Here is a 20005-nt window from a genome sequence, read left to right as displayed (position 1 = left end):
CTCAACCAAGGCAAACTCATCATGTCCCATATAACCTTGTTTGAGTTTATCAGTCAGTTCTGGATGAGAGACTTCATAGTAGGGTACTTAGAATTCGTTAACTACAAATTGACGAGAAGCTTCCCCATCTTTCATATCATACTAAATTTGGCGGATTTTACCTTTGGGGTTGGCATTAGTATCACCTTCTAAATATAGTGGGAACTGTCTAACCAATACATTCTCAACCAAGGCAAACTCATCATGTCCCATATAACCTTGTTTGAGTTTATCAGTCAGTTCTGGATGAGAGACTTCATTCCATGACATCCCTTCATTGTTCGAATAAGCAATGACATCACCATATGAGCCACTACCCACGCTTTGAGTAAAGACTAATATCTCATAGAACCCATCTTTATTAAGATCTCCTACCATGGCACTAACGACAGGATCATCAATGGATTTTTCAATCATATCTTCTCCCATTGTCTGAATTTTTAAGTTATAACCACCTTTAATATTAGGCGTACTCACTACACGCGCAGAAAAATCTGCATAGTGAAAGCTTTTATTATAGTTACCGCTTATGTTGGAAGTCGTATGATCCGCTTCAACGGTTATGGATGGTTTTGCGGGTGAGGTATCGTTCTTATCTAAGATATGTGTATTAGTATTCTGACATGCCGTTAAACTGAGTAACAGCGTGCTTAAAAGTAGTGCTTATTTCATACTAGCTTTGTTCCTTTAAAAAATTAGTATCGAAATTAATGACCGAAAAATTTCTGCTTAAGATACAACAGCAGATTGATCAAGCAATGTTGATACTTTAGAGAGCTTAATTTTCAGACTGTCTGCCGCACTAAGAATGACGTTGTCTAAACTGGTATAAACTATCGCAATATTTGCTCGTAATCTGAATTGTCCTGCAAAAAATACAATTATGAATAGTTTGTGAAAAGTACAAACTACCACTCTATTTATTTCCAACTCATATAAGATAGACCCAAATCAATATTGTTGTAGTTGCTTGTTTACTTAGGATCTCTATATGAATATTAAGATGATGATAATAATTGCTGTTACTGTCATTATTGCTTTCTGGCTAGGTATCAAAGCTCACGAATTTTATTATCATGATATTTGCTTGGATTTAGGCGGTGGTCAAAATCCAGGAAACTATCCTATTTGTGTCATTGAACGATAGCGATACTGCAATAATCTTTAAAGAAAGCATGCTTATAATTTTAGTTTATTGTCTAAAGGAGCTTTTATGAAATCTAAACTGTTTATCGGTGGCTCAATCCTGTTAGCGCTTGCTGCGTTTTTTGGACTGATGGAAACTATGTTTTATGGCGGCGTTAATTCTGAAGGTGTACTTCAAGAAAGTCTGTTTTTACCTCTAACTTTTATCTGCTTAGTCTTAGCAGTAATTTTATATGTCTCATTACTGATCAAACAGGTAAAAACAAAACTAGCCCACAATCAAAGCCATTAACGCTTATTTTACGATAGCATCATTAACTAAGATTAACCCCTCATCTACATCAAGCGTTAGCTTATGAACACTTGAGTTGATTTTTTTATTTTGGTCAGTCTCTGTTGGATATTGACGTATAACGACATTGAACGTGTCTTGTCCATTATAATCTATCGTAGTCAGTGTACTGTACTCACCCAAAAGCTGTTGCCCATACTGGTTGATATTATTAGTACGGTAATCTAGCTCAAAAGCACCTAGATAGAGTGCGCTACTAGGTAGATCAGGGCTATCTAGACTGGATTTTTTATCCGAATCAGGATTGGTTAAAGTATAAGGCGCAACAAACTTAAAAACGTTTTTATCATTTGAAATACTCAACGCAGTGATATTAGTATAGTCTAGTGACGCTGAATAATTTTTACTATCTGCTAATACACCTCTCACATAGGGTTTGCTATCTTGACTGTCATTGGCACTGACAAACTCAGTTAACGCCACTTGATTCTTGTGGTCAGGAAAAGTGATATAAAACTGTCTATCAGTTTCGACATTAAACAGTTTCTGAATGACATTAGAAGACTTAGTTTCTAGTGTCTGCTCTAACGTTTTATCGATATGTTGACACCCAGTGAGCGTGGTTAATGTTACTAATGCAACGATTGAGCTGAGTCGTAAAATTTTCATGGCATCTTAAGTTTATTAATTATTTAAGTCATTTAAATGACTGTTTTTTAAATTGAGCATAGACCCTAATAGGCATTAAAAGATATCATGTAAAAATGGGCAACGTTGTTTTATTAACCACTTTTCTTACTGATAAGTGGGTATGTATGTCTTTAACGCTAGTCAGCTTATGCAACTTACGAGTAAACTCTTCATAACCATTGAGGTCTGCGCTGACTACTTCCAATAAGTAATCATAAGGGCCCGAGACAACATGGCCATTAATGACTTCGTCCATCTCAGATAACGCATTTTCAAAAGCGATAATTGACGCTTCTTGATGATTATTGAGACTGACTTCTACAAAAAAGCTCATCTTAATGCCAGTTTTCACTCTACTGACGTTTGCTTGGTAACCCTCTATATAGGATTCATCTTCTAAACGTTTCAGGCGCCTAGCACAAGGTGAGGGTGACAGACCAATGCGCTCGGCTAATTCAGCTGTCGATAAGCGTCCTTCTTTCTGAAGCACTTCCAAAATATGACGGTCGATTTTATCCATGTATTGCCTTTCTGGTGTTTTAAGCCAATAATTCTATATTAATTGGCATTATCCACTAAATAACTATAGATTTGCAATAAAAGAATAGAGATAAAAGCGCGATGTTTGATTGATAATTAGGCTTTGTATACAAGCTTAAGATATCGACATGAACACAATCTTTCAATCATCTCCGCGCAAAAACACCTTATTTGCAATGTCTCCGCTAGCGAAAGGCTATGTGGCTATGATTGCCGTGCTACTTATCTGGTCAGGCTTTGCATTGACTGTCCGAGCTATTGGTGGGTCATCGCTAAGTATTGCTGATGTCATGCTCATTCGATTTAGCGTGCCATTACTTTTATTGACGCCTTGGGCATACTCCAGTTTGAGGGAAATTAAAAGTATTAAATGGATTGATGTCTTATTTATATTATGTGGCGGCGTTCCCTTTCTGTTACTAGCTACCTTTGGCGCAAGAACTGCTCCTGCTGCTTACGTTGGTACTATTTTGACAGGGACGCCAGTATTCTTTGCCGCCCTCTTATCTTTTATTTTTTATCGTCAAAAGATATCGCTAAAAAAGTTTTTGGCATTCATTCTGATTCTGTTTGGTGTAACCGCTATGATTATAGGGAATGCAGGGTCTCCGCCTAAAAGCTTGCTACATGGCGTGGCCTTCTTATTGCTTGCAAGCTTGGTTTGGGCAGGTTATACCTTGGGTCTAAAAAATACGAAGTTGAGTCCGATAGCTGTGGCTATCGTACTTTCTTACACGTCATTTTTTATAGTATTAGTGATGGTTCTAGCTGGCATTTTAAAGACAAATTTAGGGGTCGTTTCTTTTGACGACGCCCTACCTTTTATTTTGGTACAAGGCGTTGGTGTTGGGGTGGTCTCAACCATTGGGTTTTCTTATGCGGTCAACAAACTGGGCTCCATTCGCACCTTGCTGCTTGGCTCTTTGTCTCCTGGACTGACCGCCTTACTCGCAGCATTGATACTTCATGAACCTTTAACAATGGTAGTGGTATTCGGCATAGTATTAAGCTCAATTGGCGTTATTGCATCTAATCGAGTGAAGTAAATGAAAACCAGTGAGCTATGCTAAAAAACCATAGAGCTAATTTTGATAAACGCACGTCTCAATAAACGCACGATTTTTGGTTTGATTATTATCGTTAAGCTATATAACTAAAATCTTCCCAGTTAATATCTATGAATTTGACAGCTATGTCAGCAAGTTAAAATATTGAGACTATTAGCCTATAGCCTGATATTCAAATCCTCAATAGGGAACCAAACCCTCAACACTCTCAACCCAATCAAACGCTTCTAAAATACGCATCCATTGATCGTCTAATCCTGCCGTTAGCATTAAAGACTCACCAATGATTGGATGGCTAAACGCTAAACTTTGAGCATGTAGCAGCATGCGCGTGCAGTCATACTGACTACGGAAAAATCGATTATGCCGTCCATCGCCGTGGCTAGTATCACCCACTATAGGATGAAATAGATGTTTCATATGCCTGCGCAGCTGATGCTTGCGCCCTGTCTCAGGTATTAAGCGTATAAGACTATAGCGACTGGTATCATGCTTTCTTGATACGGAAAAGGGCAGCTCAACTTGGGCCAAACGTCGCCAATGGGTTACCGCCTCTTGAGCTGGTTTGTCCAAGTTGGCAAATTTATCAGCGATGGCATCAGGCTTAAAGCTGAGGGCATGGTCAATAGAGCCTTGCTCTGGCATGTAACCGCGTACTACCGCTAAATAGTGTTTGGTTACCTTGCGCTCAGTAAAAGCCTCAGTAAGGCTGCGCGCGACGCTTGAGCTTTTAGCAAATAGCAACACCCCTGATGTCGGTCTATCTAACCTATGTACTGGAAATACATGACACCCTACCGCATCGCGGGTGAGCTGCAGAGCAAAGCGCGTCTCGTCTTTGTCCAGCCAACTGCGATGGACGAGTAGTCCCGCCTCTTTATTAATGGCTACTAAAAACTCATCTTCATAAATGATTTCTATTTGGTCGGCGTGTTGGTCAGCGTTGCCGTTTTCGATATCCATGTTCATATTTTTGTCTTCAATGCTCATAATGTAGATGCCATCATTATATATTTACTGTCTCTTATACATATCTTTTTATCGCACCCATAATGGCATAATAAATTGGTACTGTATTTATACGCTGTACATAAAGGAACGATTATATTGAAGTATTCTGAAATTATTTATTCATAAATACATAAGCCCCCTTTGTCCTTATTGTAAATTATAAAAACCAATCTAGGCTGACGTCATTGTATTGTCATATCTGATAGATACACTGCAGACTTATGCAAGACAAGTACTTAAATTTTATAAGTGATTAGGTGAGTCGATATGTTAGAGCTAAGGCAGGTTACAAAGAGATATGATGACAAGGTGATATTCGAGGATCTTTCACTCAAAATTAATAAGGGTGAGATAGTTTCAATCTTAGGGCCATCTGGCTGCGGCAAGACTACTTTACTGCATATGATTTTGGGTTTAACTGATATTAGTGGTGGCCGAATTGCCTACAATGGTGAAGATATCACCCGAGTGCCGATGCAGGAGCGAGGATTTAATATTGTTTTTCAGGACTATGCCTTATTTCCCAATCTCAATGTTAAGCAAAACATCGAATACGGTCTACGCAATAACGCCAATCTAAGCACGCAACAAGAAGTCGATGAGCTTGTTGATTTACTTGATATAAAAGCACATCTAAACAAGCGCATTCATCAGCTATCAGGCGGTCAAAAGCAGCGTGTCGCGCTGGCACGTACGCTAGTCATGAAACCCAAGATACTACTATTAGATGAGCCTTTGTCGGCACTAGATGGGGTGATTAAAGAAACAGTCAAAGCGCGTATTCGTGAGATTGCAAAACGCTATCAGCTGACTACCTTGATCGTCACTCATGACCCAGAAGAAGCGATGACGTTATCAGATCGTATCTTACTGCTATCAGATGGCAAAGTCGCGCAATTCGCTGAACCCGCTGAAATCATACACAATCCTGCCAATGATTTCGTCACCAACTTCATTCTAAATCAGCTCAGTATCAAACGTCGCAATATCTTAAGCTTATTTGCCAATGGTATATCTGAAGCTGATCCGCTAAGTAAATACACTCAAACCCAAAACTATGGACAGTATGAGGCTGAGATTAGTCCCCGTATTACTGATTCTAAAGCTATCACTGTCCATGATAAACAAAAGTCAAAAGATACGGTGAAAGGCTGATTTTGTAGAAGCTGACAGTGACTGAATCGGCAACTGAAGTACTGACTATTGATGTCTTTCAGTAAAAACCTGACCATTTGATTGTTTTGGACGTTTATGAAGCTTAGTAATCCACCCCAAGCAAAAGCCATTTGGCTATTTGTGACGATTTTATTCATCGCTTTTCTGTTTGTACCCTTAGGTAAAATGCTGGCGTTATCATTAAATGTCGGCGATGGTATTGGCTTAGATAACTATAAAAGTATCGCAAGTAGTGATAGCTTTAAACAGGTGATGTTTAATAGTTTTTTTGTGGCGACGGTAAGTGCTCTGAGCGCCACCATGCTCGCTTTCATCTTAGCTTATACCGTGCACTGGACCAACTTACCGAACGGCTTTAAAAAGGTCATTAAAGTCGCCGCCTTATTGCCCATGTTGTTGCCCACGGTGACCTATGGCTTTGCTATTATTTATACCTTTGGCAAGCAAGGTTTATTGACGCAAATACTCGGCTTTCAGCTGTTTGAACATATATATGGCTTTCAAGGAATGTGGCTTGGCTATACCATTTATACCTTACCCATCGCCTTTTTATTACTCAATAATACCTTTCAGTATTTAGACAAAAAATTCGTTATCGTCTCAGAATTAATGGGCGATTCGTCTCTGCGCCAGTTTGACATGACGGTGATTCGCCCATTGATAGGCACCTTTGCCGCGGCCATGATTCAGTGTTTCTTTTTAGCCTTTACCGACTTTGGCATTCCGGCGTCCATTGGCGGGCAATATAAAGTCATCGCTACCGAGCTTTATACCCAAATACTAGGCGCGTCGCCTTCGTTTGAAAAAGGGGCAGTGGTCGCATTGTTTATGCTTATTCCATCGATATTGAGTATTGCCATACTCTGGTATGTCGCGCGTTTTAATGTGCGTTACGACACGGTAGCAAATATCGACCTGCCTACTTCGAAAATCAAAGACCGAGCCTTAGCGCTATTATCGAGCGCTATCTTATTTTGCTTACTGATGGTCTTTGCGGTGATATTTATCATTCCATGGATCAAGACATGGCCTTATCAAATGCAGTTCAGCACAGAAACCGTCAGCAAGGTTTTAGAATCTGCCAATCTCATGCGCGTCTATAAAAACTCGCTCATCGTCGCGGTATTGACGGCTATCTTCGGTACCTTAATCACTTACTTTTCAGCACTGTTGTGCGAGCGCTCAGGTTTATTCAAAGTTGGTAAATTCAGTATTCAGAGCTCAGCATTGGTGACCAACACCGTACCAGGGATGGTCGTGGGTATTGCTTATCTGATGGTGTTTTCAGGCTCTGCTGTCGCCAATACTATTTTTATTATCGTGATAAGCAACATCATTCACTACTTTGCCACCCCTTATCTGATGAGTAAAAATGCACTGACTAAGATGAATCTAGGCTGGGAGACGACGGCGAGCTTACTGGGTGATTCATGGTTTGCGACGCTGCGGCGTGTGGTGATTCCCAATTCATTCTTTACCTTAATTGAAGTGGCGTCCTTCTACTTTATCAGCGCCATGGTGACGATTAGTGCGGTTATCTTTATCTCTGGTGCCAAAACCATGGTGCTTACCACCAAAATCGTCGAATTGCAGCATTTTGCGCGATTTGATGAGATTTTTATCTTATCGCTGATGATATTGCTGACCAATATCTGCGCCTTGATCCTGTTTGCCAGCATTCGTCATCTATATAGCAGGCGACTCTACGGCACACCGAAAATAATCACCGAAAAAGCTGTTACCGCAAAGGCTGTTTAATCTATCGATAAGTTTTATGTAAGCCAATTTTAATAACTAATCTCTAATAATTAAACCTTCAATAAAATATATAGGATACATAATGTTTTCATTCAAAACGTTAATGGTGAGTCTTGCTTTCGGATTCACATTGGTAGGCTGTAGCTCAGCCGCTTCTAAGGACAATAGTATAGAGGAAGTCATCATCTATAGTAACGCCGACGAAGAAGCGGTAGAAGTCATCCAAGAAGTATTAGATCAAGCGGGCTATGAAGGTCAATATATCTTCCAATCCTTTGGCACCGGTGAGCTTGGCGGGCGTTTATTGGCGGAAGGTAAAAACACAGAGGCAGACTTGGTCACCATGAGCTCGTTTTATTTAGAGAGCGCGCAGGCAAAGCATTCGATGTTTAAAGAGCTAGCGTTTAAGGTCAATCCTCAAGTGACAGTACCTAATTACTATGCCCCCATTCTCAGTTTTACTGGGGCAATGATTTTAAACACGAAAGAGATGGCTGTACAAAATCTGCCTAGACCAACCAGTGCCAGAGATTTGGCAAATCCAGTCTACAAAAATAAAATTGCGATGGTTGATCCCAATGGCTCATCGACTGGTTGGTTATTTGTTCAAAACATCACATCTGCCTATGGCGAAAATGACGAAGGACAAAAAATCATGAACAGTATTCGTAAAAATGCTGGTCCCAATTTAGAGCTATCAGGATCAGGCCCATTGAAAAAAGTCATAGCAGGTGAAGTGCCTATTGGCTTTGGTATGCGTCATCAAGCTGTCGTGAATAAAGATGAAGGTCTGCCTATTGATTATATTGATCCTAGCGAAGGCAACTATACGCTGAGTGAATCAGTCGCTGTTATCGATAAAGGAAACAAAACCAATCAAAATGCAATGGAAATAGCCGAAATTATCACCAAAAATGCGCGACCACAACTATTAGAGATATATCCAAATGTCGTCTATGACGGTGAAACAGTGGCACCTGAGAACCAAGTCAAAAATGTAAAAACCTATGCTGAACCGCTGACCGCTGAGTTATTAGATAAGCATAGAGCTTTTTTTCACGGTCAAAAGATATAAGTTCTAATTTTTGAGGTTAAAACCAAGGAACATCGCTATGCAGTTATTAACCAAATTATCCCCAAAAAAATACGATGTGGTGATCGTCGGTGGTGGCATCGTCGGCCTTGCCAGTGCTTATGCTGCCGTCAAGAAGGGACTAAGTGTCGCATTGGTAGAGCGTGAGTCACAAAATAAAGATGCGTCAGTGCGTAATTTCGGTTTTGTTACCGTCAGTGGTCAGCAACGGGGCGAGCATTGGCAACGAGCCATGCATACGCGTGATGTCTGGGCAGATATTGCGCCAAAAGCAGGTATTGAGGTGGCGCATCGTGGCCTGCATATGCTCATGCAACGTCCAGAGGCGATGGAGGTCGCTGAAGCATTTTTACAAACAGAAATGGGGGAGTCTTGTCGCTTACTGACTCAATCTGAAATCGTAGAAAACGTACCTTATCTCAAAAAAGGTCTGGGTGTGTTGTATAGCCCTCATGAGCTCAGAGTTGAATCAAAAACTGCCATTGGCAAATTGGCAAATTGGCTCAATCAAGTGTACGGTGTGGACTTTTATAATAAAACGACCGTTCATTCGATTGAGCTGCCGATGGTTCATACCAGTCGCGGTACGCTACATGCAGAGCATTGTGTGGTCTGTCCTGGAACAGATTTACACAGCTTATATCCAGTGACTTTGGCGAAGGCTAAGGCCAAACTATGCACCCTGAATATGATGCGTGTGATGCCAAAAAAAGCGTTTAAGTTAAATGCTGCGGTGATGTCGGATCTCAGCTTTGCTCGTTATGATGGATTTGCCCAATTACCCGAAGCAAGAGGGCTAATCAATTTATTAGACGATATCCAGTCAGCCGAGCGCAAAGCAGGCGTACATCTGATCGTGGTGCAGTCTGCTGATGGCTCTCTTATCATCGGCGACAGTCATGACTATAGCGACAGAGAGCTGCCTTTTAGAGATGTGCGCATTGATGATTTGATTACAAATGAGTTTGATCAAATGATGAATATTGGTGAGAGTGACATTACTCAGCACTGGTTAGGTGTCTATCCCAGCGGTGATGATGTAGTGTTTAAAGCGTCTCCAGAAAAAGGTGTGGTTGTCGGCACTATTACAAGCGGCACTGGCGCGTCAACAGGCTTTGCATTTGGTGAAGAGTTAATTCATTTGGTATTGGAGTCAAAATAATGAAGGAAGATATTAATAGTATTAAAGATCCATTCGAGCAGATCAAGCTATGTGTGTTTGATATGGCAGGTACCACCGTAAATGAAGAAAATTTAGTCTACAAAACCGTACGCGATGCGATCAATCAAGCGCTTAGTTCTGACGATAAAAAGGTGGGTTTAGATCCTTGCTTAGCGTTTGGCGCTGGCAAGGAAAAACGCCAAGCGATCAACGACATACTAAATGAATTGAATATCACAGATGATGAGGTTGAATCACTTACCGATACCGCATTTACGATATTCAAAACCCGATTGACAAAGGCTTATACAGCAGAGACTTTGGCGCCCTTTGAGGGGATGCTGGAGCTGTTTGATCAGCTAAAAGCAACGGGTAGAAAGGTAGTCTTAAACACCGGCTACGATGCAACGACCGCCAATAACATATTGACTATCTTGGGTTGGTCGGTGGGCCGCGAGATTGATGCGCTGATTACAGCCGACGATGTCACTAATGGTCGTCCTGCACCAGATATGATTACGTTAGCGATGGACAAGTTTGGGGTAAAAGACTCAAAACACGTGTTAAAGGCAGGCGATAGTGGTATAGATATTGAAGAAGGCAAAAACGCCAATTGTGGTCTCTGTGTAGGCGTGCTAAGCGGCGCGCAAACCAAAGCACAGCTTGAGACGTATGCGCCAGATATCATACTAGAGACGTTGACTGATTTGGCTGAATTGATGTAGACGCTTAAGTGGTTATCAGCAGGTGTGATAAATGGTTGATAATATATCGACAGCTCCATTGCGATGGAGCTTGTTTTATTTTCATTATTCCAAAAAAACCTCCGCCATTTGTTTTGCATAAGATAGCGGAGGATTCGGTATGTTACTGTAGTATTTAAAATAAAACCTTATTTATTAATAAGTTTTAATTAAAAATCAATAACTTATACTATTCGACTGTGACACTCTTGGCCAAGTTACGTGGCTGATCGACGTCTGTACCGCGCATAACAGCGACATGGTACGACAACAGCTGCACAGGAACACTATAAACGATCGGTGCGAGTATCTCGCAGACATCAGGTACATAGACCACATGCAATCTATCTTCCGCTACCATTTGGCTAGCTTCACTGGCGAATACAAACAGCTCACCGTGGCGCGCATGTACCTCTTGCATGTTGGCTTTAAGCTTATCGAACATATTGTCTTTTGGTGCAAGTACCACAATTGGCATGTCTTTATCTACCAATGCCAATGGACCGTGTTTTAGCTCACCTGCCGCATAGCCTTCAGCGTGGATATAGGAGATTTCTTTCAGCTTAAGCGCGCCTTCTAAGGCAATTGGGAACTGCAAACCGCGACCTAAGAACAGGCAGCTCTTCTTCTCTTCAAAGCTTTCACTCATCGCTTTAATAGGAGTATCAAGCTTTAAGCTGGCATGAAGCTGACCCGGTAGCTTATGCAAGTTTTCTAGTAATGACGTCAAACGCTCATTATCGATACGCTCTTGTACGACTCCAATCTTTAACAATAATAGCACTAGCGCGACAAGCTGGGTGGTAAAGGCTTTGGTAGACGCGACACCAATTTCAGGCCCTGCAAGTGTTGGCAAGAAGATATCCGTCTCGCGTACTAATGATGACGTTGGTACGTTACACAGTGCCAAACTCACTAGACCTTCTGGTTTGTGCTTTTGAATCTCACGTAGCGCCGATAAAGTATCAGCTGTTTCACCAGATTGTGAGATACAAACGACGAGCGAATTATCGACAACAACAGGATTACGATAGCGGAACTCGCTTGCGATTTCGACCGAGCAGGGCAGACGTGTTAAATTTTCAAACCAATACTTTGCGACCATACCCGCATGATAGCTGGTACCACAAGCGAGTACTTGAATGTGTTTAACACCAGCGAGCTTGGTTTCGTGACGGTCTAAAAAGTCATCGCGTAGTTTGGTCGTTTCACCATTATCTACTGCCATCTCAACCGTACGAGCGACCGCATCTGGCTGCTCATAGATTTCTTTGAGCATATAATGCTTAAACTCGCCCTTATCGGCGTTGTGCTGCTTGGCATCTATCTCATGTACTTTGCGACTGACTTCTACGCCGTCCGCATAAACACGAATATGTTCACGCGTAATATTAGCAATATCGCCTTCTTCTAGGTACATAAATCGGTTGGTAACTGGCAATAGCGCCAATTGATCTGACGCAATAAAGTTCTCACCGATACCCACACCGATGACCAAAGGTGAGCCCAAACGTACAGCAATGAGCTCTTCTGGACTGTCTACATGGACGATGCCAAGGGCAAATGCACCATGTAATAACGGCGTAACTGTGCGGACAGCTTCTAGTAGATCAGATGTTTTTTGATAAACATCATTGATCAGATGCGCGACTACTTCGGTATCTGTCTGTGATGTAAACTCATAACCTTTGGCCATCAAGTCTTCTTTTAGCTCAGCGTAGTTTTCAACGATACCGTTATGAACGACCGCGATTTTACCTGAGACGTGGGGATGCGCATTACGTTGTGCAGGCTCGCCATGAGTTGCCCAGCGTGTGTGCGCAATACCAATATGACCATCAAAATTGGCTGGATCATTCGCGACTGCATTAACCAATGCCAGTACTTTGCCTACTTGACGTTCACGATGTAATTCACCATTACGAATGACCGTCAAGCCCGCAGAATCATAGCCTCGATATTCCAAACGCTTTAGGCCTTCAAGTAAAATATTAGCGATATTACGCTCAGCAACTGCGCCTACAATTCCGCACATAGCTATTCCTTAAGTTAAATTTTTAATGATGTTAGACAAATAAAAGTGAATCAAAAACAATGTATACAAATCAGTAGTAAGTAAATAAGCTTTGAGTATTCAAAAGTTATTTAATATATAAGTCATATTATTAAGCAGCACCGCAAAATTGCCGCGCTGCTCAAGTTGGTTATAATTTCGCTACTAAACGCTTAACTATAAACTTACTACTATCAGCTAACTATTTCGACTTTTTAGTTGGACGTTGAAAATCTGCTTTTTGTACCTGACGAGCGCGACCCAAAGCCAAGGCATTACTATCAACATCTTCTGTAATTACAGATCCTGCCGCAACTACCGCAGTATCGCCAACCGTTACTGGAGCAACCAGACTCACATTGGAGCCAACAAAAGCATTATTGTTAATAATAGTTTGCGACTTATTCACACCATCATAGTTACAGGTAATGACTCCAGCACCGATATTGACATCAGTACCTACGGTCGCATCGCCAACGTAACTGAGGTGATTGACTTTACTACCATGACCGATAGTCGACTTTTTAATCTCAACAAAGTTGCCAACTTTACTGTTGTCAGATAATACGGTTTCAGGGCGCAAGTTTGCAAAAGGACCAACATCAACACCAGCACCGACCTCAGCGCGATCAAGCACGCAGTACGGTTTGATATGACAAGCATTGCCAATCTGAGTATTTTTGATAACACAACCAGCTTCGATATAAACATTGTCGCCTAAAGTACAGTCACCTTCAAAGACCACACCGACATCGACGAATACGTCTTGCCCCACGCTTAGCGTACCACGTATATCAACACGAGTCGGGTCAGCAAACTGTACACCAGCTTCTTGCAAGTCAGCGACTAGCTTATTTTGCCAAGTACGCTCCAAGCTGGCCAATTGTTGACGGTTGTTAACCCCTTCAATCTCAAACGTATGTTCAGGCTCGATCGCTGCAATCGTTACACCATCAGCAACCGCCATTTTTACGATATCGGTCAAATAATATTCTTGTTGCGCATTGTCATTTGATAATTCAGGCAAGTATTTATGAAGCAGAGCGTTATCAACGCAATAAATGCCACTGTTGATCTCTTTAATACGCTGTTCATCGGCGCTAGCGTCTTTTTGCTCAACGATGGCTTCAACATTTCCTGATGCATCACGCTTGATACGACCCAATCCAAATGGATTATCCACTGTTAACGTCAGCATCGACATGCCATCAGTGTTGGCTGTTTGTAGTGTCGCTAAAGTCTGACAGCTTACTAAGGGTACATCACCATATAAAATAAGACTTTGGCCATCTTTTGGCAATTGCTCTAAGGCAACTTTAACGGCATGACCTGTACCCAACTGTTCAGTCTGCGCGACCCATGTAATTGGTAAATGCGCATATTGACTATCCATCGCTGTCTGTACTTGATCGCCGCCAAAACCATAAACCACAATAGTTTTAGTAACAGTCAACTCATCACAAGTGTCTAAGACGTGTCCTAATAGAGGTTTGCCTGCTAATGTCTGCAAAACTTTTGGCTTAGCAGACTGCATACGCGTGCCTTTTCCGGCAGCAAGGATAATTACAGAAAGGGAATTTGTCATAAGTACTCTATAATAGGTGTAACAGAATATGATAAGATTATAACGCAAATGTCGAGAAAAACATATTCATTTAAGTGAATATTATGATACTTTGTTATCGTTGGGTTTATAGTAATGAGGTAGTTTGTAACATAATTCGCTAAAATAGCAGTTATTTATACTAGCATGCCTATCATAACAACAATCCAAACAGCTGCGGCCATAATACCGGCAATAATGTCGTCGAGCATAATACCAAGACCGCCTGAGACTTTTTTATCTGCCCAACCAATGGGTGGTGGTTTAATGATATCAAAGAAGCGGAAAAGTACAAATGCGATTACAAGAGCAATAATAGACAAACTTTGTGAAATATCGTGCCAAAAATTCGTAACAGTAATACCTGTATAAGAAAACGGCAATAAAGTAATCCACATACCAGCCCACTCATCCCAAACGATATGCGGATCATCATGTCCTTGCATCAAATCAGAGGTACGACCGCATATCCAGATACCAATAATGCAAGATAGTATTGTGATAATCAGAAACGGTACAAAACCTAAGCTCATAAGCGGTATCGCAATGATCAAACCACCAACCGTTCCCCAAGTACCCGGAGCACGGCGAGGTAGACCGCTTCCTAAACCAATACCAAGCCAATAAACAATACGGTCAAGTAGGCTGGCATTAGCAGGTAGCGGTGGGCAATCGTTTGCTTTACGAATATCGGGCTTAGATAAGTCATGATCCGTCATGGATTAACCTGCAAAATGTTGGTAACCAGTAAGAGTAGGCCAAGTGGCAAAGGGGGTAGGGTTCGTAGGCGTTACTGGTTGGCCCTGATACAAAAGCTTTGGCCGTAAACTATCTACAATATCTGCCTCGTTTACGGCTATCACTTCACCAATACAGGTGACTGGCGTGTTACTGCTGTTAATAGTAGGCGGCTCAATATGAGCAGGTAAGGTAAACGCCAATTCATAATCATCGCCACCTGTCAGCTGACATAATAAGCGTTCAGCTAAATCAACGCTTGCTAGGGGTTGGCTAGTCGGCAGCTGCTCCAAATCAATGCGCATACCAACAGCGCTCTGCTTGCAGATATGTCCAAGGTCTTGATATAGACCATCTGAGATATCTATCATCGCCGTTGCGCCAATCTGTGCCAACGCTGAACCTAAGGCAATACGCGGCGTAGGCGTATGCAAACGATGAGCCAGCTCTAAACCTTGGCGGCTGTTGGAGTGCTGTAAAGCGTAGGCGGCATCACCAAGGGTGCCTGAGACATAGACTTTGTCACCGACTTGGGCGCCCGAGCGGTAGACTGCTGGCGTGCTTGCGGCTAATAACCCTTGTGCGCTAACGCTGAGTACTAAGTTCTCACTGCGCGTGGTATCACCGCCAATAAGGGTCACGTCAAACAGCTGGCAGGCATGAAATAAGCCTTTAGCAAAGTTTATGAGCCAAGTCTCAGTTGCCAAACGCTCAGGCAGTGCTAGCGCCAGCAAAATACTATGCGGCGTTGCCCCCATAGCAGCGATATCTGAGACGTTAACGGCGACAGCCTTGTAACCGATGGCAAACGCCAACTCGTTAATTTTCTCCCAATCGGCACTAAAGTGTCGACCTTGAACCAAGGTGTCAATACAGCTAACCAAGCGCGCGCCTACAGGTAATGCCATCACCGACGCATCATCGCCGATGCCTTTTTCGACATCATCAGCTAAAGAATGTGCTGCTTGCATTTGTGTAAATATGCGCTCGATTAGCTCAAATTCATTCATGGTCAGTCTTGGCTTTTTTCATCAGAGGTAATATCATCTTTTTTGGCATTATCTTTTTTACTCGCCTTAAAGTCACTAATGTTTGCACTGGCTTTACTAGCGCTATTGCGTTTGACGTTGGTATTATTAGCACTGATACGTGGCTTATTTGAAGCAGTTGGTTTTTCTTCAATGCTACGTGTATCGGCAGTGTTATCTATATTCGCATCAGTTTTTACTACAGGTTTAGCAGCCGTTTTTTGTGAGGTGCGTAGATTGGCTTTGGTATCTGCTTGTACTTCCACTTCGCGTAGCTCAACTGCCATTTTATCAAGAACAGCGTTAATTAATTTATGGGCGTCAGTCGCACCAAAGTGATTATTGAGCTTCATGGCTTCATCGAGCACGACTTTATAAGGAATCTCTAAGCGGTTTTGTAGCTCGTAAGCTCCAATCAATAAAATAGCGTGCTCAACGGTGTCTAATTTGTTGATGTCACGATCAAGATGCTGACTGATAAGTACGTCCAATGCCTCGATTTGCTCTGGAATATCACGCATCATTTCATGATAGTAGCCAATATGGACGGTATGCATGGCATTAGTAGCGCGCGTACGGGCAGCGATATCGTGCGGCGCATTGTCCTTCCAGCCAAGCTTGCCATCTATATCGAAACGGCGGTCAGTCACCAGCCATTCGTACAGGCCTTGCATAGCAAAACGTCGTGCTTTACGGACAGCAGTATGACTGGTCTTATAAGAAGACTCACTCATATCAAAATTTTGATCACCCGCACTACTGCTCGCTATACCGGTTGCTTTAGCTTGTTCAGTATGGGATTGCTCGGTTTTTGCCGCATTAATAGCACGTTTGAGTTGGTCAGTCATAAGGGGTTTATACCTAGTTTTAAAATAGTAAGGGTAAAAATAAGATGTTAAATAGTGGTCGACAGGCAGATATCACCAGTCAGTTTTAAATGTTTACTACAGTTTTATCAGAGCCATAGTTATGACCATCGCTCCAATAAAAATAACCGAAAATCATATGTATAGGCTAATTGATACAATTAGCAATCAATCATTTTGAAAATGAATTAAGCGTCGTCGCTGTCGTCGTCGATATCTAGCTGTGATAATACCGCCAACATCTCAAGCACCACCATTGCTGCTTCAGAGCCTTTATTACCCGCTTTAGTGCCAGAGCGCTCAATCGCTTGCTCGATACTATCGGTTGTGATCACGCCATTGGCCACAGGGATATTATAATCAATCGCAACGCTGCTAAGACCTTTGGCTGATTCGCTAGCGACAAAGTCAAAATGCGGCGTGCTACCACGGATAATTGCGCCTAGCGCAACAATAGCATCAAAGCGATCAGACTCAGCAGCACGCTGGGCAACCAATGGCAACTCAAACGCGCCCGGCACACGAATGACAGTAATATTGCTACCTAATACACCATGACGTAGTAGGGCATCGATAGCACCATCGACTAATGACTCAACGACAAAACCATTAAAACGACCGACAACGATACCGATACGGGCGTTTTCATTTTGGTGTAAGTTACCATCGATGTGGGTAACGTCATTGCGCTGCTGCTGTAAGTTTGACATAAAAAATCCTTCGCTGAATTGGTGGTAAATGAAAATATATGAATAATGAACGAAAATAAGTGGTTAGCGCTATGATAACATTTTTTACAGAGGCATTTGTATTTTACAAACGTATTATAGTCGCATCTGTATACCCTGTGCTGCCATATAGGCTTTGGCTTCTTGTACAGTGTACTCGCCAAAGTGAAAAATGCTGGCAGCCAGCACCGCATCGACGCCGCCTTGTAATACCCCTTCCGCTAAATGTTCTAAATTACCAACGCCGCCAGAGGCAATGACAGGCACATTAACGCGGCTGGTAATTTCACGCATCAGCGCCAAATCATAGCCTTTTTTGGTACCGTCACCGTCCATCGAGGTGACGAGTAATTCGCCTGCGCCAAGATCGGCCATTTTGCTCGCCCAAGCGACCGCATCAATACCCGTTGGCTTACGGCCGCCATGAGTAAAAATCTCCCAACGCGGTGTGATGATGCCATTCACTTCGATATCCGTGACGCGCTTGGCATCGATAGCGACGACGATACATTGGTTGCCAAATTTTTGCGCAGCTTCACCGACGAACTCCGGAGTAAATACGGCTGCTGAGTTAATGGCGACTTTATCCGCGCCCGCGTTGAGCAAATTACGAATATCGGCGATTTTGCGCACGCCACCGCCAACGGTTAAGGGCACAAACACCGTCTCAGCCATGCGCTCAACGGTATGATAGGTGGTATCGCGTTCATCACTGGTGGCAGTAATATCTAAAAAAGTAATCTCATCGGCACCTTGTTCATTGTAACGCTGCGCCACTTCGACAGGGTCACCTGCGTCTTTGATATCGACAAACTGTACGCCTTTGACCACGCGTCCATTGTCCACGTCCAAGCAAGGGATGATACGCTTTGCTAACATAGGGTCTTTCACCTTATAATCAATTCATTCTTTAAGCGCTAGTCTAGCAAAATCACCGCCATATCAGGCAGGTTTTCGCAAGATTATTACGCTTTTCATCATAGTTTTGTCATACGCGGTACAATTGCTGTCGTTAGCGTCTAAATTTACCTTATTTCTTTATTCTATTGCCAAAAGTGAGATGTCATGTCCGTCTATACCCAGTTAACCGATGATCAATTTGCCGCCTTTTGCTCAAGTTTTGGCGTGTCATTTAAACGCGCTATACCTATTACCCAAGGCATCAAAAACTCTAACTGGTTTATTCAGACCACTGATGACCACGACGGTCAGCACTCCTATGTTTTCACTTTATTTGAGGAGCGACCACCAGAAGATATCGAAAAAATGGCCGTTATTCTCAATCAGCTAACGGGCAAGTTACCGGTAGCCGCGCCACTAGCTTTGCTTGAAGGTCACGAAAAGCCTAGCGATAGTCAAGATGATAAACGCTATGTCATCCGCTATGAAGATAAAGCTATTACGATCGTACCATGCTTGGCAGGGGCGCACCCCAAGCAGACTACGCCGGCGATGTGTCACGAGATTGGTGCAGCGTTAGCGATGTTGCATGAGACCCTGCAAGCGCTACAGCCTGCGCAGGATTACGGCGTGCCACTTTATCCATGGGGAGAGGTACGCGACCGTGAGATGCAGTTTATGCCAGGTGATGAAGCCAAATTAATGCGCGATATTTGGCAGGCTTACTCGAACTTACCACTTACCAGCTTACCAAAAGGCTTGTGTCATCTCGATATGTTTGCGGATAATACTTTGTGGAATTTGCAAAAAGATAATGAGACATTAACGGGCTTACTTGATTTTACTGAGGTCAGCGTTGAGCATTATGTGATGGATATTGCTATTACCATTAATGATTTTTGTACCACGTGGGGTGACGCTGAGCAAAGCGAAACGGTCAATTTTGATCGTCAAAAAATGAACGCCTTTTTGCAAGGGTATGAGTCTAAACGTGCGCTTGGCGAAGATGAAAAACGTGCATTGCCAGTGATGCTTGCCAAAGCGGCCGTGATTTTTTGGCTACTGCGTCTCAACGTCATTTACTATAACCGCACTGAGGGACGGACTGGCGACAATATCATGGTCAAAAACCCTGATTTGATGAAGCGTCTGGCCGCTTATCACTGGTCGCATGTCGAAAAAGCACAAGAGACAGTATTTGTATTATTAAATGGTGAAAGCAATAATCACGTCGAGGGCATATTTAGTGATATTACCCAAGCTGAGCAAGCGTGTGCTACTTTAAACGATAATAGTAATGTTATCATCAAAGAGTATGCGCTCGATCAATTGGTATAGAGTGTTTTAACGATTTCTGTCTTAACCCCAAAGG

Annotated in this window: 20 protein-coding genes; 9 read left to right on the top strand and 11 right to left on the bottom strand. The window is 42.5% G+C overall.

What is annotated here, in order from left to right; genetic code table 11:
• Positions 1–141 precede the first annotated feature (141 nt).
• The gene (locus ACTXGH_RS11390) at positions 142–456 is read right to left on the bottom strand and encodes a hypothetical protein (protein ID WP_439262962.1); all 315 of its coding nucleotides are present in this window, start codon (positions 454–456) and stop codon (positions 142–144) included.
• 574 nt (positions 457–1030) lie between these two features.
• On the opposite strand from ACTXGH_RS11390, the gene ACTXGH_RS11385 reads away from it, so the two are divergent.
• Both ACTXGH_RS11385 and ACTXGH_RS11380 read left to right on the top strand, forming a co-directional pair.
• Positions 1031–1186, top strand: coding sequence for a hypothetical protein (locus ACTXGH_RS11385; RefSeq protein WP_439262964.1), 156 nt, complete (start codon positions 1031–1033; stop codon positions 1184–1186).
• 66 nt (positions 1187–1252) lie between these two features.
• Positions 1253–1477: a hypothetical protein gene (locus ACTXGH_RS11380; protein ID WP_439262966.1), complete on the top strand. Its 225-nt coding sequence runs from the start codon at positions 1253–1255 to the stop codon at positions 1475–1477.
• Between the two features lie 3 nt (positions 1478–1480).
• Here ACTXGH_RS11380 and ACTXGH_RS11375 read toward each other — a convergent pair whose 3' ends face one another.
• Complete coding sequence (locus ACTXGH_RS11375; RefSeq protein ID WP_439296442.1) at positions 1481–2146, bottom strand: hypothetical protein; 666 nt, start codon at positions 2144–2146, stop codon at positions 1481–1483.
• An 85-nt stretch (positions 2147–2231) separates the two neighbouring features.
• Positions 2232–2687 carry an Lrp/AsnC family transcriptional regulator gene (locus ACTXGH_RS11370; RefSeq protein WP_439262970.1) on the bottom strand — a complete coding sequence of 152 codons (456 nt, stop codon included), beginning with the start codon at positions 2685–2687 and terminating at the stop codon, positions 2232–2234.
• Positions 2688–2835: 148 nt separating this feature from the next.
• Here ACTXGH_RS11370 and ACTXGH_RS11365 point away from each other — a divergent pair, with 148 nt between their 5' ends.
• Positions 2836–3753 (top strand): DMT family transporter, encoded by a 918-nt coding sequence (locus ACTXGH_RS11365; protein WP_439262972.1) that lies wholly within the window; start codon positions 2836–2838, stop codon positions 3751–3753.
• Positions 3754–3954: 201 nt separating this feature from the next.
• Here ACTXGH_RS11365 and truC read toward each other — a convergent pair whose 3' ends face one another.
• Positions 3955–4737: a tRNA pseudouridine(65) synthase TruC gene (gene truC / locus ACTXGH_RS11360; protein ID WP_439296522.1), complete on the bottom strand. Its 783-nt coding sequence runs from the start codon at positions 4735–4737 to the stop codon at positions 3955–3957.
• 315 nt (positions 4738–5052) lie between these two features.
• On the opposite strand from truC, the gene ACTXGH_RS11355 reads away from it, so the two are divergent.
• The 5 genes from ACTXGH_RS11355 (at position 5053) to ACTXGH_RS11335 (ending at position 10699) form a co-directional block, all read left to right on the top strand.
• A complete protein-coding gene (locus ACTXGH_RS11355; RefSeq protein ID WP_439296443.1) occupies positions 5053–5940 on the top strand; it encodes an ABC transporter ATP-binding protein in 888 nt (295 codons plus the stop codon).
• Between the two features lie 96 nt (positions 5941–6036).
• Positions 6037–7719 carry an ABC transporter permease subunit gene (locus ACTXGH_RS11350; protein ID WP_439296444.1) on the top strand — a complete coding sequence of 561 codons (1683 nt, stop codon included), beginning with the start codon at positions 6037–6039 and terminating at the stop codon, positions 7717–7719.
• Positions 7720–7801: 82 nt separating this feature from the next.
• Positions 7802–8794 (top strand): ABC transporter substrate-binding protein, encoded by a 993-nt coding sequence (locus tag ACTXGH_RS11345; protein WP_439296445.1) that lies wholly within the window; start codon positions 7802–7804, stop codon positions 8792–8794.
• 37 nt (positions 8795–8831) lie between these two features.
• Positions 8832–9974 carry a TIGR03364 family FAD-dependent oxidoreductase gene (locus ACTXGH_RS11340; protein WP_439296446.1) on the top strand — a complete coding sequence of 381 codons (1143 nt, stop codon included), beginning with the start codon at positions 8832–8834 and terminating at the stop codon, positions 9972–9974.
• Positions 9974–10699, top strand: coding sequence for an HAD family hydrolase (locus tag ACTXGH_RS11335; RefSeq protein ID WP_439296447.1), 726 nt, complete (start codon positions 9974–9976; stop codon positions 10697–10699). The genes ACTXGH_RS11340 and ACTXGH_RS11335 overlap by 1 nt, the downstream gene beginning before the upstream one ends.
• 208 nt (positions 10700–10907) lie before the next feature.
• Here ACTXGH_RS11335 and glmS read toward each other — a convergent pair whose 3' ends face one another.
• The 7 genes from glmS to hisF form a co-directional block, all read right to left on the bottom strand.
• Positions 10908–12752, bottom strand: a complete 1845-nt coding sequence (glmS, locus tag ACTXGH_RS11330) for a glutamine--fructose-6-phosphate transaminase (isomerizing) (protein WP_439262980.1) — start codon at positions 12750–12752, stop codon at positions 10908–10910.
• A 220-nt stretch (positions 12753–12972) separates the two neighbouring features.
• The gene (gene glmU / locus ACTXGH_RS11325; RefSeq protein ID WP_439262982.1) at positions 12973–14355 is read right to left on the bottom strand and encodes a bifunctional UDP-N-acetylglucosamine diphosphorylase/glucosamine-1-phosphate N-acetyltransferase GlmU; all 1383 of its coding nucleotides are present in this window, start codon (positions 14353–14355) and stop codon (positions 12973–12975) included.
• Between the two features lie 155 nt (positions 14356–14510).
• Positions 14511–15092, bottom strand: coding sequence for a phosphatidylglycerophosphatase A family protein (locus ACTXGH_RS11320; protein WP_439262984.1), 582 nt, complete (start codon positions 15090–15092; stop codon positions 14511–14513).
• Between the two features lie 3 nt (positions 15093–15095).
• Positions 15096–16121, bottom strand: a complete 1026-nt coding sequence (gene thiL / locus ACTXGH_RS11315; protein ID WP_439296448.1) for a thiamine-phosphate kinase — start codon at positions 16119–16121, stop codon at positions 15096–15098.
• A 2-nt stretch (positions 16122–16123) separates the two neighbouring features.
• Positions 16124–16987: a transcription antitermination factor NusB gene (gene nusB, locus ACTXGH_RS11310; protein ID WP_439262988.1), complete on the bottom strand. Its 864-nt coding sequence runs from the start codon at positions 16985–16987 to the stop codon at positions 16124–16126.
• A 206-nt stretch (positions 16988–17193) separates the two neighbouring features.
• Entirely contained in the window at positions 17194–17715 is a 522-nt protein-coding gene (gene ribH / locus ACTXGH_RS11305; RefSeq protein ID WP_299221247.1) for a 6,7-dimethyl-8-ribityllumazine synthase, read from the bottom strand.
• Between the two features lie 114 nt (positions 17716–17829).
• Positions 17830–18612 (bottom strand): imidazole glycerol phosphate synthase subunit HisF, encoded by a 783-nt coding sequence (hisF, locus tag ACTXGH_RS11300; RefSeq protein ID WP_439296449.1) that lies wholly within the window; start codon positions 18610–18612, stop codon positions 17830–17832.
• A gap of 186 nt (positions 18613–18798) precedes the next feature.
• On the opposite strand from hisF, the gene ACTXGH_RS11295 reads away from it, so the two are divergent.
• Positions 18799–19971, top strand: coding sequence for a homoserine kinase (locus ACTXGH_RS11295; RefSeq protein WP_439262992.1), 1173 nt, complete (start codon positions 18799–18801; stop codon positions 19969–19971).
• Positions 19972–20005: the final 34 nt, after the last annotated feature.

This window comes from Psychrobacter sp. 1Y10 (genome assembly GCF_052259005.1).
Classification (GTDB): Bacteria; Pseudomonadota; Gammaproteobacteria; order Pseudomonadales; family Moraxellaceae; genus Psychrobacter; species Psychrobacter saeujeotis.
Note: the sequence above shows the minus strand (reverse complement) of the source record. Positions and strands in the feature narration are given on the sequence as shown.

Coding starts and splice junctions, on each gene's coding strand:
- ACTXGH_RS11350 (WP_439296444.1), top strand. CDS start 6,037: ATGAAGCTTAGTAATCCACCCCAAGCAAAAGCCATTTGGCTATTTGTG.
- glmU (WP_439262982.1), bottom strand. CDS start 14,355: ATGACAAATTCCCTTTCTGTAATTATCCTTGCTGCCGGAAAAGGCACG.
- hisF (WP_439296449.1), bottom strand. CDS start 18,612: ATGTTAGCAAAGCGTATCATCCCTTGCTTGGACGTGGACAATGGACGC.
- ACTXGH_RS11370 (WP_439262970.1), bottom strand. CDS start 2,687: ATGGATAAAATCGACCGTCATATTTTGGAAGTGCTTCAGAAAGAAGGA.
- ACTXGH_RS11385 (WP_439262964.1), top strand. CDS start 1,031: ATGAATATTAAGATGATGATAATAATTGCTGTTACTGTCATTATTGCT.
- ACTXGH_RS11390 (WP_439262962.1), bottom strand. CDS start 456: ATGATTGAAAAATCCATTGATGATCCTGTCGTTAGTGCCATGGTAGGA.
- ACTXGH_RS11295 (WP_439262992.1), top strand. CDS start 18,799: ATGTCCGTCTATACCCAGTTAACCGATGATCAATTTGCCGCCTTTTGC.
- nusB (WP_439262988.1), bottom strand. CDS start 16,987: ATGACTGACCAACTCAAACGTGCTATTAATGCGGCAAAAACCGAGCAA.
- ACTXGH_RS11335 (WP_439296447.1), top strand. CDS start 9,974: ATGAAGGAAGATATTAATAGTATTAAAGATCCATTCGAGCAGATCAAG.
- ACTXGH_RS11320 (WP_439262984.1), bottom strand. CDS start 15,092: ATGACGGATCATGACTTATCTAAGCCCGATATTCGTAAAGCAAACGAT.
- ribH (WP_299221247.1), bottom strand. CDS start 17,715: ATGTCAAACTTACAGCAGCAGCGCAATGACGTTACCCACATCGATGGT.
- ACTXGH_RS11375 (WP_439296442.1), bottom strand. CDS start 2,146: ATGAAAATTTTACGACTCAGCTCAATCGTTGCATTAGTAACATTAACC.
- ACTXGH_RS11380 (WP_439262966.1), top strand. CDS start 1,253: ATGAAATCTAAACTGTTTATCGGTGGCTCAATCCTGTTAGCGCTTGCT.
- truC (WP_439296522.1), bottom strand. CDS start 4,737: ATGGATATCGAAAACGGCAACGCTGACCAACACGCCGACCAAATAGAA.
- ACTXGH_RS11365 (WP_439262972.1), top strand. CDS start 2,836: ATGAACACAATCTTTCAATCATCTCCGCGCAAAAACACCTTATTTGCA.
- ACTXGH_RS11340 (WP_439296446.1), top strand. CDS start 8,832: ATGCAGTTATTAACCAAATTATCCCCAAAAAAATACGATGTGGTGATC.
- glmS (WP_439262980.1), bottom strand. CDS start 12,752: ATGTGCGGAATTGTAGGCGCAGTTGCTGAGCGTAATATCGCTAATATT.
- ACTXGH_RS11355 (WP_439296443.1), top strand. CDS start 5,053: ATGTTAGAGCTAAGGCAGGTTACAAAGAGATATGATGACAAGGTGATA.
- ACTXGH_RS11345 (WP_439296445.1), top strand. CDS start 7,802: ATGTTTTCATTCAAAACGTTAATGGTGAGTCTTGCTTTCGGATTCACA.
- thiL (WP_439296448.1), bottom strand. CDS start 16,121: ATGAATGAATTTGAGCTAATCGAGCGCATATTTACACAAATGCAAGCA.